This window comes from Bradyrhizobium sp. SZCCHNS1022, from assembly GCF_032484835.1.
Taxonomy (GTDB): Bacteria; Pseudomonadota; Alphaproteobacteria; order Rhizobiales; family Xanthobacteraceae; genus Bradyrhizobium.
In genome coordinates, this window is sequence record NZ_JAUETT010000005.1 from 323,742 (window position 1) to 342,325 (window position 18,584).

Sequence of the window (18,584 nt, forward strand, 5' to 3'; positions counted from 1 at the left end):
TGAGCCCAGCCCATCGTTGGCCGCCGACCGCTACAGGACCGAAGTGTTCGCAAGAACCGCCTTGCAACAGCCACTGACGAGACGTTCCCTGGCGCTGAGGCACTGATCCGAGGCCTGTCATCCGCGCCGGGTCCAACCTGGCACACAATACAAAAAAAGCCCGGCCTCACGGCCGGGCTTCGGATCAGCTAAAGCGATCGTGAGCGCGATCAGCCGCGGGTGCGCGAGCGGATCATGAAACTGTCGAAGGTGTATTCCGCAACCTGCCACCACAGATATTCGTCGGAACGATACGCCTGCATCGCATCGATGACCTTCTTGAAATCGGCGTTCTTGGCGGAGATTTCACCCCACAGCTCGTTGGTTGCCTTGAGGCAAGCCTCCAGCACCTCGTTGGTGAAGGGACGGAGCTGGGTGCCGCCGGCGACCAGGCGCTTCAGCGCCGCCGGGTTCTGCAGGTCATAGCGTGCCGCCATCCAGGTGTTGGCGTTGTTGGCGGCATTGCTGAGAATGGCCTGATAGCTCTTCGGCAGCTCGTTGTACTTGTCGAGATTGACGAAGGCATGCACGGTCGGTCCGCCTTCCCAGAAACCCGGATAGTAGTAGTACTTCGCAACCTTCTGGAAGCCGAGCTTCTCGTCGTCGTATGGACCGACCCACTCGGCCGCGTCGATCGTGCCCTTCTCGAGCGACGGATAGATGTCGCCGCCGGCGAGCTGCTGCGGAACGACGCCGAGCTTCTGAAGCACCTGGCCGGCGATACCGCCGATGCGGAATTTCAGGCCCGAGAGATCAGCGACGGTCTTGATCTCCTTGCGGAACCAGCCGCCCATCTGGGTGCCGGTATTGCCGCACGGAAAAGCAATGACGTTGGCCGACTTCTTGTAGAATTCGTTGGCAAGCTCCATGCCGCCGCCCTGGTACCACCAGGAATTCTGCTGACGCGCATTCAGCCCGAACGGGACCGAGGCGAAGATCGCGTAGGTCGGGTCCTTACCGACGTAATAATAGGAGACCGTGTGGGACATCTCGACGGTGTTCTTGGAGGTCGCGTCGAGCGCCTGCAGGCCGGGAACCAGCTCGCCGGCCTGGAAGACCTGGATCTGGAACTTGTTATCGGTCATCTCGGCGACCTGCTTCGCCATATACTCAGCGCCGCCATAGATCGTGTCCAGCGACTTCGGAAAACTCGAGGTCAACCGCCATTTGATCTCCGGCATCGACTGCGCGATCGCCGGCGAGGCCACCGCGGCCGTTGCCGCCGCACCGGCAGCCGATACCTTCAGAAAATCACGACGCTTCATTAAGCCATCTCCTTGTTGGGCGTTCTTCCCGTTTGAAAAAGTCGCGCTCATTCGCCGATGCGCGTGTCCCGCATCTGGCCGAAGGCGCTCCGGCCGCGCCGCCTTAGCACGGAACCGTCGATGCGAAAACGCGACCATCGCAGTAGGCCACATTTCGGAGCCAGCTATGGATGCTGCAACGCATCAAGCCGCGGCGATGGCGCCCTCGAGCTGCTCGCGTACCTGTTTCGCAATGGCACGATAGACTGCCGCATGCGGGCCGTCGGGTTCGCTGACGACGACAGGATTGCCGGCATCCGAGGAGGCGCGGATATCCATGTGCAGGGGGATCTCGCCCAGGAACGGGACGCCGAGCCGCTCCGCCTCGTGTCGCGCCCCGCCATGGCCGAAAATGTCCGAGCGGGTGCCGCAATGCGGGCACTGGAAGTAGCTCATATTCTCGATGATGCCGAGCACCGGCACATCCACCTTCCGGAACATCGCCAGCCCCCGCCGTGCATCGATCAGCGACAGGTCCTGCGGCGTCGAAACGATCACCGCGCCCTTGAGCGGCACGTTCTGCGCCAGCGTCAGCTGCGCATCGCCAGTGCCGGGGGGCATATCCACCACCAGCACGTCGAGCGTGCCCCAGGCGACGTCGCGCAACATCTGGTTGATGGCCGACATCACCATCGGCCCGCGCCAGATCATGGCGGTCTCCTCCTCCACGAGGAAGCCGATCGACATGATCGCAAGCCCAAAGCGCTGCAGCGGGATCATCTTCTTGGCGTCGTCGAGTTCGGGCCTGTCGCGCAGACCGGTCAAGCGCGGAATCGACGGACCATAGATGTCGGCATCGAGCAGCCCGACCTTGAGCCCAAGATCGCGCAACGCCAACGCAAGGTTGATCGCGGTGGTCGACTTGCCGACCCCACCTTTGCCCGATGCCACCGCGATGACGGCACCGATGCCGGGAATCTCGGTTTGGCGCGCCATCGGCGAGCCCGCGGGATGCTGCGGCGGCGGTCGATGGGCTGCGACAGGCTGCACACCGGAGCTCCGTGGTGGTGGTGGCGACGAGGCGCCCGGCTTGCGCTCGGCGGTCAACGCGATCATCGCCATCGTCACGCCGGGGATGGCGCGGACGGCGGCCTCGGCCTGGGCCCGGGTGTCCTCCCAGGCGCGCGCCTCCGCCGCATCGACATTGATCGAGAAGAACACCTTGCCATCATTGGCGGTGATCGGAGACAGGACATTGGCGTCCGGCAACGCCACTCCGCGCGGCGAGCGAACCCGCTTCAGTGCTTCGAGAACCTGCTGCTGGTTGACGCTCACGACGCCTCTCCTGAAAAACTTAAGAGCGCGCCACATCACCGCGCTCCATCCCGCTGATTGGACATGATCTTCCGGTCCGACCGGTTCGGTCCGGCCCCCGCTTGGACGCTTCCAATAAAGCGCGTCGGCTCAAAATGCCACCTTGGTTCCAATATCGGAATCCGTCTCGACCGGTGCAGAATCGCCCTGCTCCTTGGCAGCCTCGTAATTGAGCTCGATGGTCACCCCGTTGGGATCGCGCACGAAGATCTGCCAGAGCTCGCCGCCCGGGACCTGCCTTGCATCGAACGGCATGCCCTTGGCGGCAAGCCGCGCTTTCATCCCGGCAAAGCCGCGGCTGACGAAAGCGACGTGATGGACCACGCCGGAATCCGGCTTCTGCGGCTCCGAGGTCGGGGCGATGTCGACCAGATGCACCACCGGCCGGCCCTCGCTGTACATCCAGGCACCGGGGAAGCCGAAATTCGGCCGCGGGCCATTCTCCAGCCCCAGCACGTCCTCGTAAAAGCGAACCGTGTCGGCAAGATTGCGGGTTCGGATGTTGAAATGGTCGAGCACGCCTACGCTGATGCTCATGCGAAACACTCCCTGTTGTCTGCCCGTCTGGCGGATTTCGTTGTCGGATGACGGCTTTGCAAGCCTCGCTGACGGCAAAACCTTAGCACAAGGTTGCGAGCCGTTCGTAGCTGGGCATTGCCCTTATGGGCTCAGCGTTTATGGTGCCCCTCCCAAGCGGCCGCCGCGGTTCCCAGCCGGGCTGGTCCTTGCAGCGTATTTGGATGAGAACAGGCCGGCCAGCGCAAGGCCGCCGGCAAACCCAAGGTAGCTCACATGGCTAAAGTCGCTTTTATCGGTCTCGGCGTCATGGGTTTTCCCATGGCAGGACATCTCGTGAAGAAAGGCGGTCACGAGGTCACGGTCTATAACCGCACCGCGGCCAAGGCGAAGGAATGGGCCGACAAGTTCGGCGGCAAGACCGCGCCGACGCCGAAGCAGGCCGCCGAGGGGCAGGATTTCGTCATGTGCTGCGTCGGCAATGACAATGATCTGCGCTCGGTGACGATCGGCCCCGATGGCGCCTTTGCCGGCATGGCCAAGGGCGCAACCTTCGTCGACCACACCACCGCCTCTGCCGAAGTGGCGCGTGAACTCGATGCCGCAGCGACCAAGGCTGGCTTTAAATTCGTCGATGCTCCCGTGTCCGGTGGCCAGGCCGGCGCCGAGAACGGCGTGCTCACCGTGATGTGCGGCGGCACCCAGGACGCCTATTCCGGCGCCGAGCCGGTCATCGCCGCCTACGCCCGCATGTGCAAGCTGCTCGGCCCCGCGGGCAGCGGCCAGCTCACCAAGATGGTCAACCAGATCTGCATCGCCGGGCTCGTTCAGGGTCTGTCGGAAGGCATCCATTTCGCGAAGAAGTCCGGCCTCGACGTTGCGGCCGTGATCGAAACCATCTCCAAGGGCGCGGCGCAGTCCTGGCAGATGGAAAACCGCTACAAGACCATGAATGAAGGCAAGTATGACTTTGGTTTTGCGGTGGAATGGATGCGCAAGGATTTGTCGATCTGCCTCAGCGAGGCCCGCCGCAACGGCGCGCATCTGCCGGTGACCGCGCTGGTCGACCAATTCTACTCCGAGGTCGAGAAGCTCGGCGGCAAGCGCTGGGATACATCGAGCCTGCTCGCGCGCCTGGAAAAATAAGCCGGCGCGATCAAGCAGCGCCGTCGCGCCTGGGCTCACAGACAACGACCCAAACGCCCGCCTCGCGCGGGCGTTTTCTTATGATGCAGGTGCGGCGGCACGGCCGAAGTTCGGTTTTAACGCGCTGTTAACGAAAATATTCAGTTCTCTATAATCCCTCTTAAGGATTTCAGGCCAGTTATAGACAATGCGAAGAGCCCGTGCGGCCGCGGGCAGAACTTGTGTGTCTGATGAGTAACTCCGCTGAAACGCCTGAGGTCGTCGAGATTCCGGCCGACCCGCCGGCGCTCGCGTCTGCGAGCCAGCGGCGGGCGGCGCAACAGCGGGTTCGTGAGGCGCGCGACCGGCTGACGTCGACTTCGGGGACACGGCCGGCCTTCGATCGCGAGTTGCTGCGCCAATATGCGCAGACCCGGATCTCCGCTTCCTACGTGGTGATGCTGCTGGTGGTTGCGACCGGCATGCTGCTCAGCGTCTGGCTAAAGCCGCTCGCGGCCGGCGCCTGGACCTGCGGCATCCTCTGCATCCACGCCGCAATCGTGCGCACCTGCCAGCGCTTTCTCGCCGACAAGCCGTCATTGGCCGCGACGCGGCGCTGGCGCACGCGGTTCCTGCTGCTCGACCTGCTCTACGGCGTCTGCTGGATGGCGATCTTGATCGACCCGGCGCTGGCGGCCGTCTCCGGCACGTTGATGATGTTCCTGATGCTGCTGGTGATCGCCGTCTCCAGCATGCTCGCGGCCAACCTGCCGCTCGCAGCCCTTGCCGCCACCACGCCGGTCACGATCGCTATCGCGCTCAATCTCGCATTGACAGGCAAGCTCGACAATTATGTCCTGGCCGCGTTTGCGATCGCAGCCGAAGGCTATTTCGCACTGCTCGCGCATCAACTGCATTCGACCACCCTCGCCACACTCGAGGCGCGCGCCGAGAAAGATGCGCTGATCGGCGAGCTCGAACAGGCCAAGGCGATTTCCGACGAGGCACGCTACCGCGCAGAGGCCGCCAATGTCGCCAAATCGCGCTTTCTCGCGCAAATGAGCCATGAGCTGCGCACGCCGCTGAACGCCATTCTCGGCTTCTCCGAGGTGATGAAGAGCGAGATCTTCGGCGTGCATGCGGTGCCGGTCTACAAGGAATATTCCGCCGACATCCATAATTCCGGCGTGCACCTGCTCAACCTGATCAACGAGATCCTCGACCTCTCGCGGATCGAGGCGGGACGCTATGAGCTCAACGAGGAAGCCGTCTCGCTGGTGCATGTCGTGGCGGATTGTCATCACTTGCTCAAACTGCGCGCCTCCAGCCGCGGGCTGACGATTCACGAGGTGTTCGAGCGCAACATGCCGAAGCTGTGGGCGGATGAGCGCGCGATCCGCCAGGTCGTGCTCAACCTGTTGTCCAACGCGATCAAGTTCACCCCGCAAGGCGGTGATATCTGGCTGAAGGCCGGCTGGACCGCTTCCGGGGGACAATATCTCAGCGTCAAGGACACCGGCTCCGGCATCGCCGAAGACGAAATTCCGATCGTTCTGGCCTCGTTTGGTCAGGGCTCGAACTCGATCAAATCGGCCGAACAGGGCGCAGGCCTTGGGCTGCCCATCGCCAAGAACCTGATCGAGATGCATGGCGGCACCTTCACATTGAAATCGAAGCTCAGAATCGGCACTGAGGTCATCGTCACGTTCCCGCCGGAGCGGGTGATGTCGGCGCTCGGGCCGATGTCGGACGAAGCGCCGCCGCTGCAGCCGGAGCCGGTGGTGATGGCAACCGAAGGCAAGCGCCGACCGCGAGCCAAGCCGATCATGAATGCGGGAACGGGGTTGTGACATGACGGCCCTTGCACCGGCGGGAAGACCTCCTCCATTCTCGAACGATGAGCCAAGAGACCAGCAAAGATACGCCATGCATCAAAATCTGCATGATGGATCCGAAGATCAACCTCTGCTTCGGCTGCGGCCGCACGCTGCCGGAAATCGCGCGCTGGAGCCAAATGGACGACGCGGAGCGGCGTTCGCTGATGGCCGAACTGCCTGCGCGGATGCACGAGGCTGGATTGCCGGATCAGGCTCCGTCACGCGAACGCCGTTGAACGCCTCGGTCGCAATTGGAGTTGCCCCGTGAGCCGTCTCCTGCTCGTTCTGATGACGATGGCGATCACCGCCGGCGCCGTGATCGCCTACAAGGACCCCGAACAGGCCGCGCTCGCCAGCGACACGGTGTCGGAGTTGCTGCGCAAGAGCGCAAGCAGGATGAAGGCAAGCGCGGTCGAGATCCAGCGCGGCCAAGGCGGAGAGTTCACGCTGCGCGCCAAGATCAACGGGATCACAGCTCCGATGGTGGTCGATACCGGCGCAACCTCCGTCGTGCTGACCTATGAGACCGCAAAAGCTGCAGGGCTTCCGCTCGAACTGCTCGATTACGACGTCGATGTCGAGACCGCCGGCGGCCACACCAAGGCCGCCCGCCTGACGCTTGATCGGCTGGCGGTCGGCAAGCTGGTCGAGCGCTCAGTGCCGGCGCTGGTGGTGCCGCACGGCCAGATGAAGACCAACCTGCTCGGCATGAGTTTCCTGGACCGGCTCGAACGCTGGGAGGTGCGCTCCGACCGCCTGATGCTGCACGGCTATCCGGAACGGGGCTGACCGGCGACATTGCGACTGTAACCACAAACATCGCACCCCTCACTTCACGGTGACCGGCATCGGGTTGCGCGATCGTCATGCGGACGGCAGACTTCGGCGTCAGTTCGGTCCCGCCGTGGGAGCAAAACGTGGCTCATCTCGATCGTCGCGAATGGCTGTTGCTCACGACGACGGTGGCGGCCCTCAATTTGGTACATCCTGCCATGGCCAGCACATCGTCACACAATCCCATCCGGCTTGCCCTCAACGAAAATCCCTTTGGGCCGTCACCTCAGGCCGTGGAAGCCATCCGGACGCATCTTGCCGGCCTCAGCCGCTATACCGGTGACGAACTGACAGGGCTGACCGACGCGATCGCCGCGCGCGAAGACATCCGGCCGGAGCAGATCGTGCTCGGCGAGAACCTCGACGTGCTCGGGCTTTATCTGTCCGCGCATGGTGGGCCGGACGGCGAATTCGTCTATTCCGAGCCGGGCTATACCGCACTGGTCGATGCCGTCGCACCCGCCGGCGGCGTCGTGGTCGGTGTCCCCTTGAACCATCGGCTCGAAAACGACCTGCCTGCCCTTGCGGGTCGGATCAATTCCCATACCCGCGCCGTCTATCTGGTGAACCCGCACAATCCTTCAGGCACGGTCAGCGACATCAAAGAGTTCGCCGACGCCGTCCGCGAGATGGCCAAGCGAACGCTCGTCATCGTCGATGAAGCCTATCTCGAATTCACCCCGGATTTCGAACAACGGACCGTCGCAGGTCTGGTCCGCGATGGTGCCAATGTCGCCGTGTTCAGAACCTTCTCGAAGATTTACGGACTGGCCAGCCTTGCCATTGGCTACACACTTGCCCCGAAGGAGCTTGCCGCCTCCTTGAAGCAGATGGGCATAGGCGCCTTCTTCGGATTGAACCGGCTCAGCCTGGTCGCGGCAACCGCGAGCCTCGCTGATGCAGGCTATGTCGCCTCGATACGCGACAAGGTAACGGCCGAGCGCGAGGCCTGGCATCAGTTGTTTCGCGAGCGGAAGGTCCGCTTCACCAATTCATACGGCAACTTCGTCTTCTTCGATGCCGGACAGCCGCAGCAGAAGGTCGCAGCCGCGCTCGCCGCACAGGGCATTCTCATCGGCCGCGCCCAGCCGCCGCTCGACAATTGGGTGCGCATCTCGATCGGCCTGCCGGAGGAGAATGCGATCGCACGAAAGGCCGTAGCAGACCTCCTAGCTCCAGCGTAGTCGCCTCGACTACAGGCCCGTGCCCTTGGCAATGGCCTCAGTGAACGAGCGGTCGACGATGTCGGAGGCCTTGAGCTGCTGCTTGATGAGACCGGTACGGACGTAGAGATCAATCGTGCTCTGCTCGTCCGCGACGACTGTGTCATCAATCGGCGCGATCCGTATCCTGGCGCGCTTCAGCCAGTTCAAGGCCACCGCCGGCGGGATGTTCATCAGCTTGCCCCATGTCTCGGCATAGCCTTCGACATGGTCCTGCGACCAGGCGCGCGCGATCGTCAGCCGCCGTACGAAGTCTGCAAGCGCCTCCCGCTTCTCCTTGATCGCGCCCGGCGTCGCAACCTGGAAGCTGAGTCCCGGGGTCAGCCCCTCAGCGGTAATGATCCGGCGCGACTTGAACAGTACTTCCTCCTGACTCACATAGGGCTCCCAGGTCGACCAGGCATCCACTGAACCTTGCGTGTACGCCACTTTCGCGTCGGACGGCGCCAGGAAGACGAGCTGGACGTCGTTCACTGTCCAGCCCCTGGACTCGAGTGCAGCAAGGACCAGCTGGTGCCCGATCGAACCGCGGCCGGTCGCGACCTTCTTGCCTTTCAGCTCGTCGAAACTTCTGATCGAGGAACTCTCAGGCACGAGGATCGCAAGCCCCTCCTGGGTCTGCCGAATGGCGGCGATCGCCTTCACCGGCACGCCCGAGGCCGCGGCGAAGGTGAAGGGCGCATCGCCAACCAGTCCGGTTTCGATGGCTCCCGCCCCCAATGCTTCAAGCAAAGGAGCTGCCGCGGCAAACTCCTTCCACTCGATCTTGTAGGGCACGTCGTCGAGCACGCCGGCCGCCTCCATCACGGCGCGCGCATTGCCCTTCTGATCGCCGACCCGCAGGCTCACCTGCGCATCGGCCGAGGTGACGAGCCCGAGCAGAAGCCCGGCGATAACGAACAGGCGCATCATTCCGCCGCCACTCCCCGGGTGCGCTGCCGTTCTGCAATGAGCTGACGGGTCAGCGGAATCAGCTCGCGGCCATATTCGATCGCGTCGATCAGGGGATCGAAGCCGCGGATCAGGAAATGGCTGATGCCGAGGTCGTAATAGTCGCCGAACACGTCGGCCACCTGCTCCGGCGTTCCGACCAGCGCGGTGGTGTTGCTGTTGGCGCCGGTGAGCTTGGCGATCTCGGTCCACAGCCGCTTGTCGACGCGCTTGCCCTGCTCGGCGATCGCAAGCAGCCGCTTGGCGCCCGCCGTGGCATGACCGTCCGCCGGCTTGCGATAGCCTGTCTGGTCCTGCAGCGCGGTGGCGCGCTCCAGGATATCCTGCGCCTTGGCCCAGGCCTTCTCCTCAGTATCGGCGAGGATCGGCCGTACCGACAACGAAAAGCGCGGCGCCGGCCGGCCGTGCTGCGCGGCTGCCGCACGCACACGCGCGGTCTGCTCCCGGACCTGTGCGTAGGATTCACCCCACAGCGCAAAGGTGTCGGCATGCTTGCCGGCGACCTCGATCGCCGCATCGGACGCTCCGCCGAAATAGATCCGGATGCCTTCCGGCCGATACGGCTTCACCTGGGAGAAGCCATTTTCGACCTGATAATATTTGCCCGCATAGCTAAATGGCTTGTCACTGCTCCATTCGGAGCGCACCACATCGAGAAACTCGCTGGTGCGGGCATAGCGTTCGTCCTTGTCGTCGAGCGTATTGCCGTCCTGGTGCAGCTCGGCGGCATTGCCGCCGGTGATGACGTGCAGAGCGACGCGTCCCCGCGAGAACTGATCGAGCACCGCGAACTGACGGGCCAGCAAGGTCGGCGCGGTGAAGCCCGGCCGCTGCGCGATCAGCACGTTCAGCCTCTCGGTCACACCCAACACGTGCTGGGCAACTTGCAGGCTGTCCGGCGTCGTCGAGTGGAATGCCAGCAGCGCGCGGTCGAAACCGGCATTCTCATGCGCCTTCGCGACCGTCTCAATATGGATGGGATCGAGCACCGGGCCGTTGCGGACGATGGTCTCGGAGGAGTTGTTGTTGGAGATGAAACCGATGAATTCGATGGACATCGGGTAAGCCTTTCCTTTTTGAAAAATTCAGAGACCGAGCGCCAGGCGGCCGGCGGCAATGCGCGTCGCATCGTCCTGCGGCGTATGCACCCGGCCGCACAGCACGTCGCGATAATGCCGCTCCAGCGGATTGGTCCGGCTGAGACCGTGATTGCTCGATAGCGACAGCGCATCCTCCACCGCCGTCACGGCGTTGTTGGTGACGGTGAGCTTGATGATGTTGGACTCGGCAGCGCTCGGAACGATGCCTTCGTCGAACTCCCGCGCGGCGCCGTCGATCAGCCGCGCATTGACCTGCAGCTTCGCCTCGATGCCGCCAAGAATTTCTTGCGCACGGGGCAAGGTCGAGAGCGGCGCACCAAGACTCGACGGGCTCCGCGCCTTCAGGAACCCGACGATCCAATCCCGCGCGGCACGCGCGATACCGTCATAGATCGCACCGACAAAGATGCCGTGCACCAGTGCCTGAGTCGGATCCTGTACGCGCCAAGCTTCCGGCTTGCGTAGCGCGATCTCGTAGTCGAGCGGGATCACCACATCATCGAAGATCACGTCGTGGCTGCCGCTCGCCCTGAGGCCAAGATGGTCCCAGGTCTCGACGATGCGCGTGCCCGGCAGCCCCGCCGGCACCAGGAACAGGCCGAGCCGCGGCTCGGCCTCGTCGGTCCTGGCCCAGACCGAGTACCATTTCAGGATCGGCGCGCCGGTCGAATAGATTTTGTGCCCGGTCAATCGCCAGCCGGTCTCGGTGCGTCGGGCGACGGTCTCAGGAAGCCCGCCGCGCGAAGGCGATCCGAGCGCCGGCTCGACCCGCAACGTATTGATCAGCCCGCCGGCCTCCACCGACTCCTGCGCAAGCTTGCGCGCCAGCCGTGGCGGGTATTCGTTGCTCCGGGCCATCACGAAATGCTGAATGTAATGCATGGCCAGGATCAGCGCGGTGGATGGATCGGCCTGAGCCACGACGCCGAGCACACGGGACGTCATTCGCGCACCGGCGCCGTGACCGCCGAACGCCGCGGGCACGGTCAGGGACAACAGTCCGGCGTCGAACAAATCCTGGAAGCTCTCGGATGCAACGTTGCCATCGCGGTCGTGCACCACCGCACGCTGGGCAAAGAGCGACGCGAGCTTCTGCGCGCGCGCAATCAGTTCGTCCTCGCCCGCCTTGGGCTGCACCGCCGTCCGTTCGATCGCCGCTACCATGTCGCCTCCAAATCGAGCAGACCGAGAATCCGGCGGCGCAGATCGGCAAGGTAAGGATCGCCGCGATGGCGCGGATAGGGCCGCGCCACCGCGATATCGGCCTTGACCCGCGCGGGACGGTCGCTCAGCACCACGACGCGGTTGGCGAGCACCAACGCCTCCTCGACATCATGGGTGACGAGCAAGGTCGTAAATCCCTTGCGCTGCCACAGCGCCACGAGCTCCGCCTGCATCGCGATCCGCGTCAGCGAATCGAGCTTGCCGAGCGGCTCGTCGAGCACCAGCACCTTGGGATCGTTGACCAGCGCCCGCGCCAGCGCGACGCGCTGCGCCATGCCGCCGGACAGCTGATGCGGATAGGCGTTGCGGAAGCCAGAGAGGCTAACGAGATCGAGCGCGGCATCGACACGATGCCGCTGCGTCTTCAGGATGCCCTGCGCTTCCAGCCCGAGCGCCACATTGTCCCAGACCGAGCGCCAGGGAAACAGCGTCGGATCCTGGAACACGACGACGCGAGACGGATGCGGCCCTTTGATCCGAATCTCGTCCTCGCGCAACACGCCACTGCGCGGCGCCTCCAGGCCTGCGATCAGCCGCAGCAACGTCGACTTGCCGCAGCCAGATGGGCCGAGCAGCGCGACGAATTCTCCGGGCTCTACGATCAGACTTACGTCGTCAAGCACCTGGAGCTCGGTGCCATCGATGTCGAAGGCATGATCGACATGCTCGATGTCGATCGAGGCGCCGACCGCCGGATAGGCGATCGGCTCGACAATCGTTTGCGCTACCATTTGACGACGCCCTTCTGCCAGATAAGAACGCGATCGCGCACCCTGAACAGCAGCGTGATCGCGCCCGAGCACAAGAGGGACATCACCAGCAGCGCGGCGTACATGTTAGCATAAGCGGCCCAGCCCTGTGCCCATTGCAGGTACCAGCCGAGGCCTGCTTTGACGCCGATCATCTCGGCAACCACGAGCACGGCAAAGGACGCGCCGAGCCCCATGAACAGTCCGACGAAGACATGCGGCAGCGCGGCGGGAATGGCGACCTTCAGCACCAGGAATGAGGGCTTGGCGCCGAGGGTGCGGGCTACGTCGTAATAGGCCGAGCTGACGCTCGCCACGCCTGACCAGGTGAGCACAGTCACCGGGAAACCGGTCGCCAGTGCGATCAGGAAGGTCGAGGCGCTCCAGCTCGAGGGGAAGGTGAAAAAGGCGATCGGCAGCCAGGCGGTCGCTGGCAACGGGCCGATGAAGCGCAGCACCGGATGAACCCAGTAACCGATGCTGGTCGACCAGCCGATCGCCACACCGGTGATGAACCCGAGCGCAGCACCGATGATGTAGCCCCCGAGTTGCAGCTTGATAGAGGCGAAAACGCTGTCGGCGAGCTTGGGCAGATCGTCGGTATAGACCTCGACGATCGCCTGCGGCGGCGGGAAGAACGGCAACGGCAGGAGGGCGAATTTGGCGGTCGCAAGCTCCCAGACCGACAGGACCAAGCCGAGCACAATCAGCCACGGCGCGCGCCGGCGCAATCCATCCCCTGCGCGGCCGAGATGATGGCCACCTAACGTCCCCGTCAGAACCAGCATTGCGACGACGAAGGCCGCGATCGCGACCTCCTGCGTCCGCGACCAGTCGCCGAGATCCTCCCGGATCAGGCAGGAGATACCGAATGCAGCCCAGGCGAGCGCGGCGGCGAGCCCGGGCAGCGCCCCGCGAAGCCGTTCGACGAGCGCACTGCCCCGCGACAGCTCACTGGCTGCCGCGACGTCAGACAGAGAAAATGTCGACATAAATGCGCTCCGCGAACCTATTCGTGTCGGTGCTCGGCTTGAAGACCGACACCACCTTCAGATCGTCGGCGTAGGCCTTGAGCTCCTGCTTCAGCGCAGCCCCGGTCGGATGATGATGGTGGGTGTGGTAGCGGACCATCCCCTCGATATCCTCGAGGCTGGCGTTCTTCGGCGCATAAGGCTGGAACGACTTCGCTGCCACGCTCGGATTTTGCGATGTGAACATCGCTGCATCGAGCAGCGCCTGGGTGAGCGCTCGCCCGACCTGCGGCTCCTCGCGCACCAGGCTGCCGCGCAAGCCGACGATGCAGCAGACGCGCTCGCGATATTCACCATCGAGGTTAGAGGCGACCTCCTTGTAAGCGGGGTCCTTCAGCCAGAGATAAGCCAGCGGATCGGAGGCCAGGAACGCCTGCGCCTCGCCCTTGTCGGCGGCGAGGTTGACGACGGCGCCGGGATAGACTCGCCAGTCGACATCCTTCACCGGATCGACGCCGAGCCGCGACAGCTGGATCGAGAAGAAGTTCTTGTCGGGGCCGGCGAGATCGCCGACCGCAACGGCCTTGCCCTTCAGGTCTGCGAGCTTGGTGATGCCGGAATCAGCGCGCGCCAGCACGCGCATGCAGCCGCCATGGGTTCCTGCGGCAATCTTCACGTCGAACCCCTGCTCCAACGGCTTCAGCCAGCGCAGCGCCATGCCGAGCCCGGCGTCGCTCTTGCCGGTCGCAATGGCTTCAAGGAGCTGGTCCGTCGAGCCGCTGTAATTGACCAGCTCGACATCGAGGTTCTGCTTGCGGAAGAAGCCCTGGTCGATCGCGACCGGCAGCGGCGTCAGGCAGACCGCGCCCGCATTCCAGGACAGCCGCAGCTTGCGTGGCGCGCCTGTCAGCGGCGGCGCGTCGGAGCCGGTCTTGCAGATCGGGAACTCCGAGAAGTCGATCTGCGGCGGCGCGCGCAATGACAGAGCCTGCGCGCCCAAGCCCCCGAGCGGCGCCAGCAACGCAGCAGCACCGCCGGCCCGGAGCAACCGGCGCCGGTCCCATCTTGTCTGATCAAGCTTTGCTTCGTCGCTCATCCCACCCCCTGCATTGCAAAACTCCGCCGTCTGCGCGGACGCACAACGCCCGCACACTCAGCCATCAACGGAGCGCGTCAAATGGTTCGCCGAACAAATGCGGCTCTTGCACCGCGAAAAGATGAACTGATGATGCGGAGATGGCTGATCGTCGTCAATGAAATGGATTTTCGAATGTCGCGCGCGGGCAAACGAATATCTCCACGCGCACCAATATCGACAGTGAAAGGATTTTGTAGACATCGTCGTGTCAGACACCCGCAAGACCACGACGTTTGTCGTCGATCTCGTCCACGAACAAGCACGAGACCATCATGTTTCATGCACGTCACGATCAACGACACGAACGTTATCTGCCATCCGCTCAATTCAGTCAGGCATTTCATTGACGGCACAGCGCACGATCTTAGACTCGATGTTGCGCACTCGCGATCTGCACTGACATAGAAAATCCGGGGACCAGGAATGAAGAGGTCGAACTCCCATCGGCATGGCCAATGGCATCGCCGGCTACTTGTTGCAGCGTTGCTCGGCTCAGCCTTGCTCCTGTCGGAAACGCTAATCGCCAAAGCCGCCGAGCAGGTCGTCCTTCGTGTCGGCGATCAGAAAGGCGGCAATCGCTCGCTGCTCGAGATCTCCGGCCTCGCCGACAACCTGCCTTATCGAATCGAATGGTCGGAATTTCCGGCGGCGGCCCCCATTCTCGAAGCCTTGAACGCTGGCGCGCTCGATGTCGGCTACACCGGCGACCTCTCATTCCTCACGGTCTATGCCGGCGGCGCGCCGATCAAGGCGATCGGTGGCACACGATCGGATGCAAAGACGCAAGCGATCCTGGTGCGGCAGGATTCGCCGATCAAGTCGGCCGGCGATTTGAAGGGCAAGCGGCTGGCCGGCACCCGCGGCGGCTGGGGCCAATTCCTGATCGATGCCACCCTGGAGAAAGCAGGATACAAGCTCGACGATGCCACCTTCGCTCCGCTCGGCCCGGTCGACGCCAAGGTCGCGCTGCTCGCCGGCTCGGTCGACGCTTGGGCCGTATGGGAGCCCTATGTCTCCTATGCGGTGCTCAAGGACAAGGCGCGGGTGATCGCCGATGGCGACGGGCTGACGCCCACGATCACTTTCATCGTCGCGTCGGAGGCGGCAATCGTGGCCAAGCGCGCCGCCGTCCAGGATTTCGTCAACCGCCTCAACAAGGCGCGATTGTGGTCGCTCGACCATATCGCGGAGTATGCCAGAAACACGGCCGAGCTGACCAAGCTGCCCGAGGATGTGGTGCAGTCAGCCTATCAAGCTCAGCACACCTCACCCATTGCGATCGACGACGGTGTGGTCAACGAGGTACAGGCTGCCTCGGACCGCGCCACCCGCTACGGCATCCTCACAAAGCATCTCGAGGTCAGCAAGGCGGTCGACCGGAGCTTCACCGCCGCGATCGGGTCGAATTAAGCGTACGCCGCAACCGGCGCGGCGCGCTCCTCGACCATGGCGACCGCCTCGCGCAGCACGGCGATGCCGGCATCCGGCCTGACGCCGTGCTCGGCGAGATGGCGGCGAAAGGCACGCGCGCCCGGCACGGCGTGGTAAGCACCGACAAGGTGGCGGGTGATCGCGTGCAGGCGCGTGCCGCCGGCGAGTTCACGTGCGATATAGGGCTCGAGCGCAGCCAAGACATCCTTCATGCTCGCATGCGGCGGCGCTTCGCCGAAGAGTTCGGGATCGACGGCCAATAGCCGCCACGGCTCCTGATAGGCCGCCCGCCCCAGCATCACGCCGTCGACGTGAGCGAGATGCTGCTTCGCGGCCTCGATGCTCGGAATACCGCCATTGATGATGATCGGTACCTGCGGCAGCGCAGCCTTCAGCCGATACACGCGATCATAATCGAGCGGCGGAACGTCGCGGTTCTCCTTCGGCGACAGGCCATTGAGCCAGGCCTTGCGCGCATGCACGATCAACGCATCGGCCCCGGCCGCGACGACGGCCCGAGCCAACACATCCAGCGCCACTTCGGGATCCTGGTCGTCGATACCGATCCGGCATTTTACCGTGACCGGAATCCTCACCGCGCCCTTCATCGCCGCTACACAGGCGGCGACGAGCCCAGGCTCGGCCATCAGACAGGCACCGAAACGACCATCCTTCACCCGATCAGACGGACAGCCCACATTCAGATTGACCTCGTCATAACCGAAATCCTCCCCGATCCTCGCCGACGTCGCGAGGTCGCCAGGCTCCGAGCCGCCGAGCTGCAGCGCAACCGGATGCTCGCTTTTATCGAAACCAAGCAGCCGCTTCCGGTCGCCGTGGATGACTGCGCCCGTCGTGACCATCTCGGTGTAGAGCAGCGCCCGGCGCGACAAGAGCCGATGGAAAACGCGGCAGTGCCGGTCCGTCCAATCCATCATCGGCGCTACGGAAAATTTATAATGCTGTAACTTCAATAGCTTACTCTGTTTTTCCAATGGACTGGATCAGGCCTCCGCGCGCTCGGTTTGGGTCCCAAACCAGCCAGAATTTCACGCGCTTGTACCGCATTTGATCCCTCGCTGCACACGTTGCGCATGCGAAAATCGGAACGGAGTGCCGTGCAAATACTGATCTGCGAAGCAGGCCACGATGGATCATCCGACGTGCCGGCTGCTGCCGCGCGAGATCGCCATAGCCTTCAGCAATTGCCCCAATCGTGTTTGATCGGTTGACGGGAGAGCAATGCCCCTACCGCGCAGGCGGATTGGTGTTGCTCCAGGTGGGCACCGCGTTGGTCACGCCAACAGACGGCCAATAGTAGGAGCCGACTGAAGGAGCCGTGACAGTTCCGACGGAAGTTCCGGATGTTCCATAGGTCCTGGGTGGGACCGTCGGCGATCCGGACGTCCCATAGGATTGGGTCGACGACGGCACGTATTGCGTACGTAAAACCGGACTCGGACTGACCACATGGTGTGCGTGCGCGTGTCGCCGCGTCATTGGCCGGACTCGATCGCGCCCTGCCGCAAACGTGGGAATACACAAGACGAGCAAGATACCACATACCAAAGGACCACGCATGCGACCGCTCCAAATGAGTTGCGCCAGTTTACGAGGGAGGCTTCTCTGCTGATCGCTGGTATCTGGCGACGAAAGCCGATCACGCGATTGATTCGGCGGCTGCGGAAGACACTCTAGCGGCATTATGCAATCGGAAGCCCGCGTGGCGATTGCTGCCCGGCAAGGCGAGCCGCGGTGCCGATCATGCCCGGCACCGGCGCAGGCTCGAAACTCCGTCCTTCCACGAGAGGGATCGTTGGCGTCCTTGCCGCGCCGCAAGCACTCACGCTGTACACCGAGCCCGCCGTCTAGCTCTACCTCGAGCACCTGCAGAACCGACCGCTCGGAGGCGGAACGACAAGCGGGCGATCACGCACGATCTCCATAGCCGGCAGAATGGACGGGCCCGGCTCCGATCCAGCCATTAGCGATACCAACAATGACCGCGACGGCAGACACGATGATGGGGATAGACCCAGTGCGGACCCCAGCACGACCGATACCAGTGGTAGCCGGTCTCGCCCAGCCGATAGCAGCCGGCCTGGGCGCTACTGGGCGCCACAGCCGCGACCGAGAGGACCATCGCAGCGGCAGTAAGCAACGCGAACTTGCGCATCTCATCCTCCAACGAAGGCAGATATCGCACGCAATATTGCCGACGAGAGGACAGCCATCCTTGCGCGAGATCAACCTCTGCTGCACCGACGTCGCATGAATTCGGTTTGATGCAGCTCAAGCTGGACTCGACGGATGCATGCAAGACGTGAGCTTCCTTCACCTCAAAGGAGCTCGTCATGAGTGTCACAGGGGTCACCGCTCTGGACCATACGATTCAAGAGGCGAACGTTTGGCTCAAAGGTCTGGAGGAAGAGCTCAGGCTCGACAATCGCCAGCAAGCGTATAGTGCGTTGCGAGCGGTGCTGCATATCCTGCGCGACCGCTTGCCTCCGGAGGTCGCAATCAAGCTGGGAGCTCAGCTGCCGATCCTGGTACGCGGCATCTACTACGAAAACTGGCACGTCGCGGGCACGCCCACCAAGGAGCGTCATGTCGATGATTTCGTCGAACACGTGGCTGCGCAACTGCCGCAGCAATTTCCCGCCCATCCACTGATGGTCGCGCGCGGCGTGTTCGAACTGCTCTGGCAGAAGCTCGATCCGGGCGAATTCGAAAAAGCAATGCACCATCTGCCCGAACAGATCAGGGCTCTCAAGGCCTAGCCCCGGCA

The 18,584-nt window shown here is 63.4% G+C and carries 18 protein-coding genes; 7 read left to right on the top strand and 11 right to left on the bottom strand.

Annotated elements, in window-relative coordinates:
- Positions 1 to 209: 209 nt before the first annotated feature.
- The 3 genes from QX071_RS26905 to QX071_RS26915 form a co-directional block, all read right to left on the bottom strand.
- Positions 210 to 1,304 carry a TRAP transporter substrate-binding protein gene (locus QX071_RS26905; protein WP_315705192.1) on the bottom strand — a complete coding sequence of 365 codons (1,095 nt, stop codon included), beginning with the start codon at positions 1,302 to 1,304 and terminating at the stop codon, positions 210 to 212.
- A gap of 183 nt (positions 1,305 to 1,487) precedes the next feature.
- Complete coding sequence (apbC, locus tag QX071_RS26910; RefSeq protein ID WP_315705191.1) at positions 1,488 to 2,618, bottom strand: iron-sulfur cluster carrier protein ApbC; 1,131 nt, start codon at positions 2,616 to 2,618, stop codon at positions 1,488 to 1,490.
- 129 nt (positions 2,619 to 2,747) lie between these two features.
- Positions 2,748 to 3,194: a VOC family protein gene (locus tag QX071_RS26915; RefSeq protein WP_315705190.1), complete on the bottom strand. Its 447-nt coding sequence runs from the start codon at positions 3,192 to 3,194 to the stop codon at positions 2,748 to 2,750.
- Between the two features lie 255 nt (positions 3,195 to 3,449).
- Here QX071_RS26915 and QX071_RS26920 point away from each other — a divergent pair, with 255 nt between their 5' ends.
- The 5 genes from QX071_RS26920 to QX071_RS26940 all read left to right on the top strand — a co-directional run bounded on the left by QX071_RS26920 (position 3,450) and on the right by QX071_RS26940 (position 8,193).
- Positions 3,450 to 4,319 (top strand): NAD(P)-dependent oxidoreductase, encoded by an 870-nt coding sequence (locus QX071_RS26920; RefSeq protein ID WP_315705189.1) that lies wholly within the window; start codon positions 3,450 to 3,452, stop codon positions 4,317 to 4,319.
- A 230-nt stretch (positions 4,320 to 4,549) separates the two neighbouring features.
- The gene (locus QX071_RS26925; protein WP_315705188.1) at positions 4,550 to 6,148 is read left to right on the top strand and encodes a HAMP domain-containing sensor histidine kinase; all 1,599 of its coding nucleotides are present in this window, start codon (positions 4,550 to 4,552) and stop codon (positions 6,146 to 6,148) included.
- A gap of 47 nt (positions 6,149 to 6,195) precedes the next feature.
- Positions 6,196 to 6,411 carry a DUF1289 domain-containing protein gene (locus QX071_RS26930; protein WP_315705471.1) on the top strand — a complete coding sequence of 72 codons (216 nt, stop codon included), beginning with the start codon at positions 6,196 to 6,198 and terminating at the stop codon, positions 6,409 to 6,411.
- 28 nt (positions 6,412 to 6,439) lie between these two features.
- A complete protein-coding gene (locus tag QX071_RS26935) occupies positions 6,440 to 6,964 on the top strand; it encodes a TIGR02281 family clan AA aspartic protease (protein WP_315705187.1) in 525 nt (174 codons plus the stop codon).
- Positions 6,965 to 7,167: 203 nt separating this feature from the next.
- Positions 7,168 to 8,193 (top strand): histidinol-phosphate transaminase, encoded by a 1,026-nt coding sequence (locus QX071_RS26940; protein WP_315705470.1) that lies wholly within the window; start codon positions 7,168 to 7,170, stop codon positions 8,191 to 8,193.
- Positions 8,194 to 8,202: 9 nt separating this feature from the next.
- On the opposite strand, the gene QX071_RS26945 is transcribed toward QX071_RS26940, so the two are convergent.
- The 6 genes from QX071_RS26945 to QX071_RS26970 are packed head-to-tail and all read right to left on the bottom strand — an operon-like array spanning position 8,203 to position 14,323.
- Positions 8,203 to 9,144: an ABC transporter substrate-binding protein gene (locus tag QX071_RS26945; protein WP_315705186.1), complete on the bottom strand. Its 942-nt coding sequence runs from the start codon at positions 9,142 to 9,144 to the stop codon at positions 8,203 to 8,205.
- Positions 9,141 to 10,241, bottom strand: coding sequence for an LLM class flavin-dependent oxidoreductase (locus tag QX071_RS26950; protein ID WP_315705185.1), 1,101 nt, complete (start codon positions 10,239 to 10,241; stop codon positions 9,141 to 9,143). The genes QX071_RS26945 and QX071_RS26950 overlap by 4 nt, the downstream gene beginning before the upstream one ends.
- Positions 10,242 to 10,268: 27 nt before the next feature.
- A complete protein-coding gene (locus QX071_RS26955) occupies positions 10,269 to 11,447 on the bottom strand; it encodes an acyl-CoA dehydrogenase family protein (RefSeq protein ID WP_315705184.1) in 1,179 nt (392 codons plus the stop codon).
- Entirely contained in the window at positions 11,441 to 12,238 is a 798-nt protein-coding gene (locus QX071_RS26960; RefSeq protein WP_315705183.1) for an ABC transporter ATP-binding protein, read from the bottom strand. The genes QX071_RS26955 and QX071_RS26960 overlap by 7 nt, the downstream gene beginning before the upstream one ends.
- The gene (locus QX071_RS26965) at positions 12,232 to 13,248 is read right to left on the bottom strand and encodes an ABC transporter permease (RefSeq protein ID WP_315705182.1); all 1,017 of its coding nucleotides are present in this window, start codon (positions 13,246 to 13,248) and stop codon (positions 12,232 to 12,234) included. Before QX071_RS26965 ends, QX071_RS26960 begins: the two co-directional genes overlap by 7 nt.
- Complete coding sequence (locus tag QX071_RS26970) at positions 13,226 to 14,323, bottom strand: ABC transporter substrate-binding protein (protein ID WP_315705181.1); 1,098 nt, start codon at positions 14,321 to 14,323, stop codon at positions 13,226 to 13,228. Before QX071_RS26970 ends, QX071_RS26965 begins: the two co-directional genes overlap by 23 nt.
- A gap of 465 nt (positions 14,324 to 14,788) precedes the next feature.
- Here QX071_RS26970 and QX071_RS26975 point away from each other — a divergent pair, with 465 nt between their 5' ends.
- Positions 14,789 to 15,775 (top strand): ABC transporter substrate-binding protein, encoded by a 987-nt coding sequence (locus QX071_RS26975; RefSeq protein WP_315705180.1) that lies wholly within the window; start codon positions 14,789 to 14,791, stop codon positions 15,773 to 15,775.
- On the opposite strand, the gene dusA is transcribed toward QX071_RS26975, so the two are convergent.
- Entirely contained in the window at positions 15,772 to 16,770 is a 999-nt protein-coding gene (gene dusA, locus QX071_RS26980; RefSeq protein WP_409977519.1) for a tRNA dihydrouridine(20/20a) synthase DusA, read from the bottom strand. The genes QX071_RS26975 and dusA overlap by 4 nt on opposite strands.
- Before the next feature lie 274 nt (positions 16,771 to 17,044).
- Positions 17,045 to 17,377 (bottom strand): hypothetical protein, encoded by a 333-nt coding sequence (locus QX071_RS34130; protein WP_409977520.1) that lies wholly within the window; start codon positions 17,375 to 17,377, stop codon positions 17,045 to 17,047.
- A gap of 773 nt (positions 17,378 to 18,150) precedes the next feature.
- Here QX071_RS34130 and QX071_RS26985 point away from each other — a divergent pair.
- Positions 18,151 to 18,576 carry a DUF2267 domain-containing protein gene (locus tag QX071_RS26985; protein WP_315705178.1) on the top strand — a complete coding sequence of 142 codons (426 nt, stop codon included), beginning with the start codon at positions 18,151 to 18,153 and terminating at the stop codon, positions 18,574 to 18,576.
- The last annotated feature ends 8 nt before the right edge of the window (positions 18,577 to 18,584 follow it).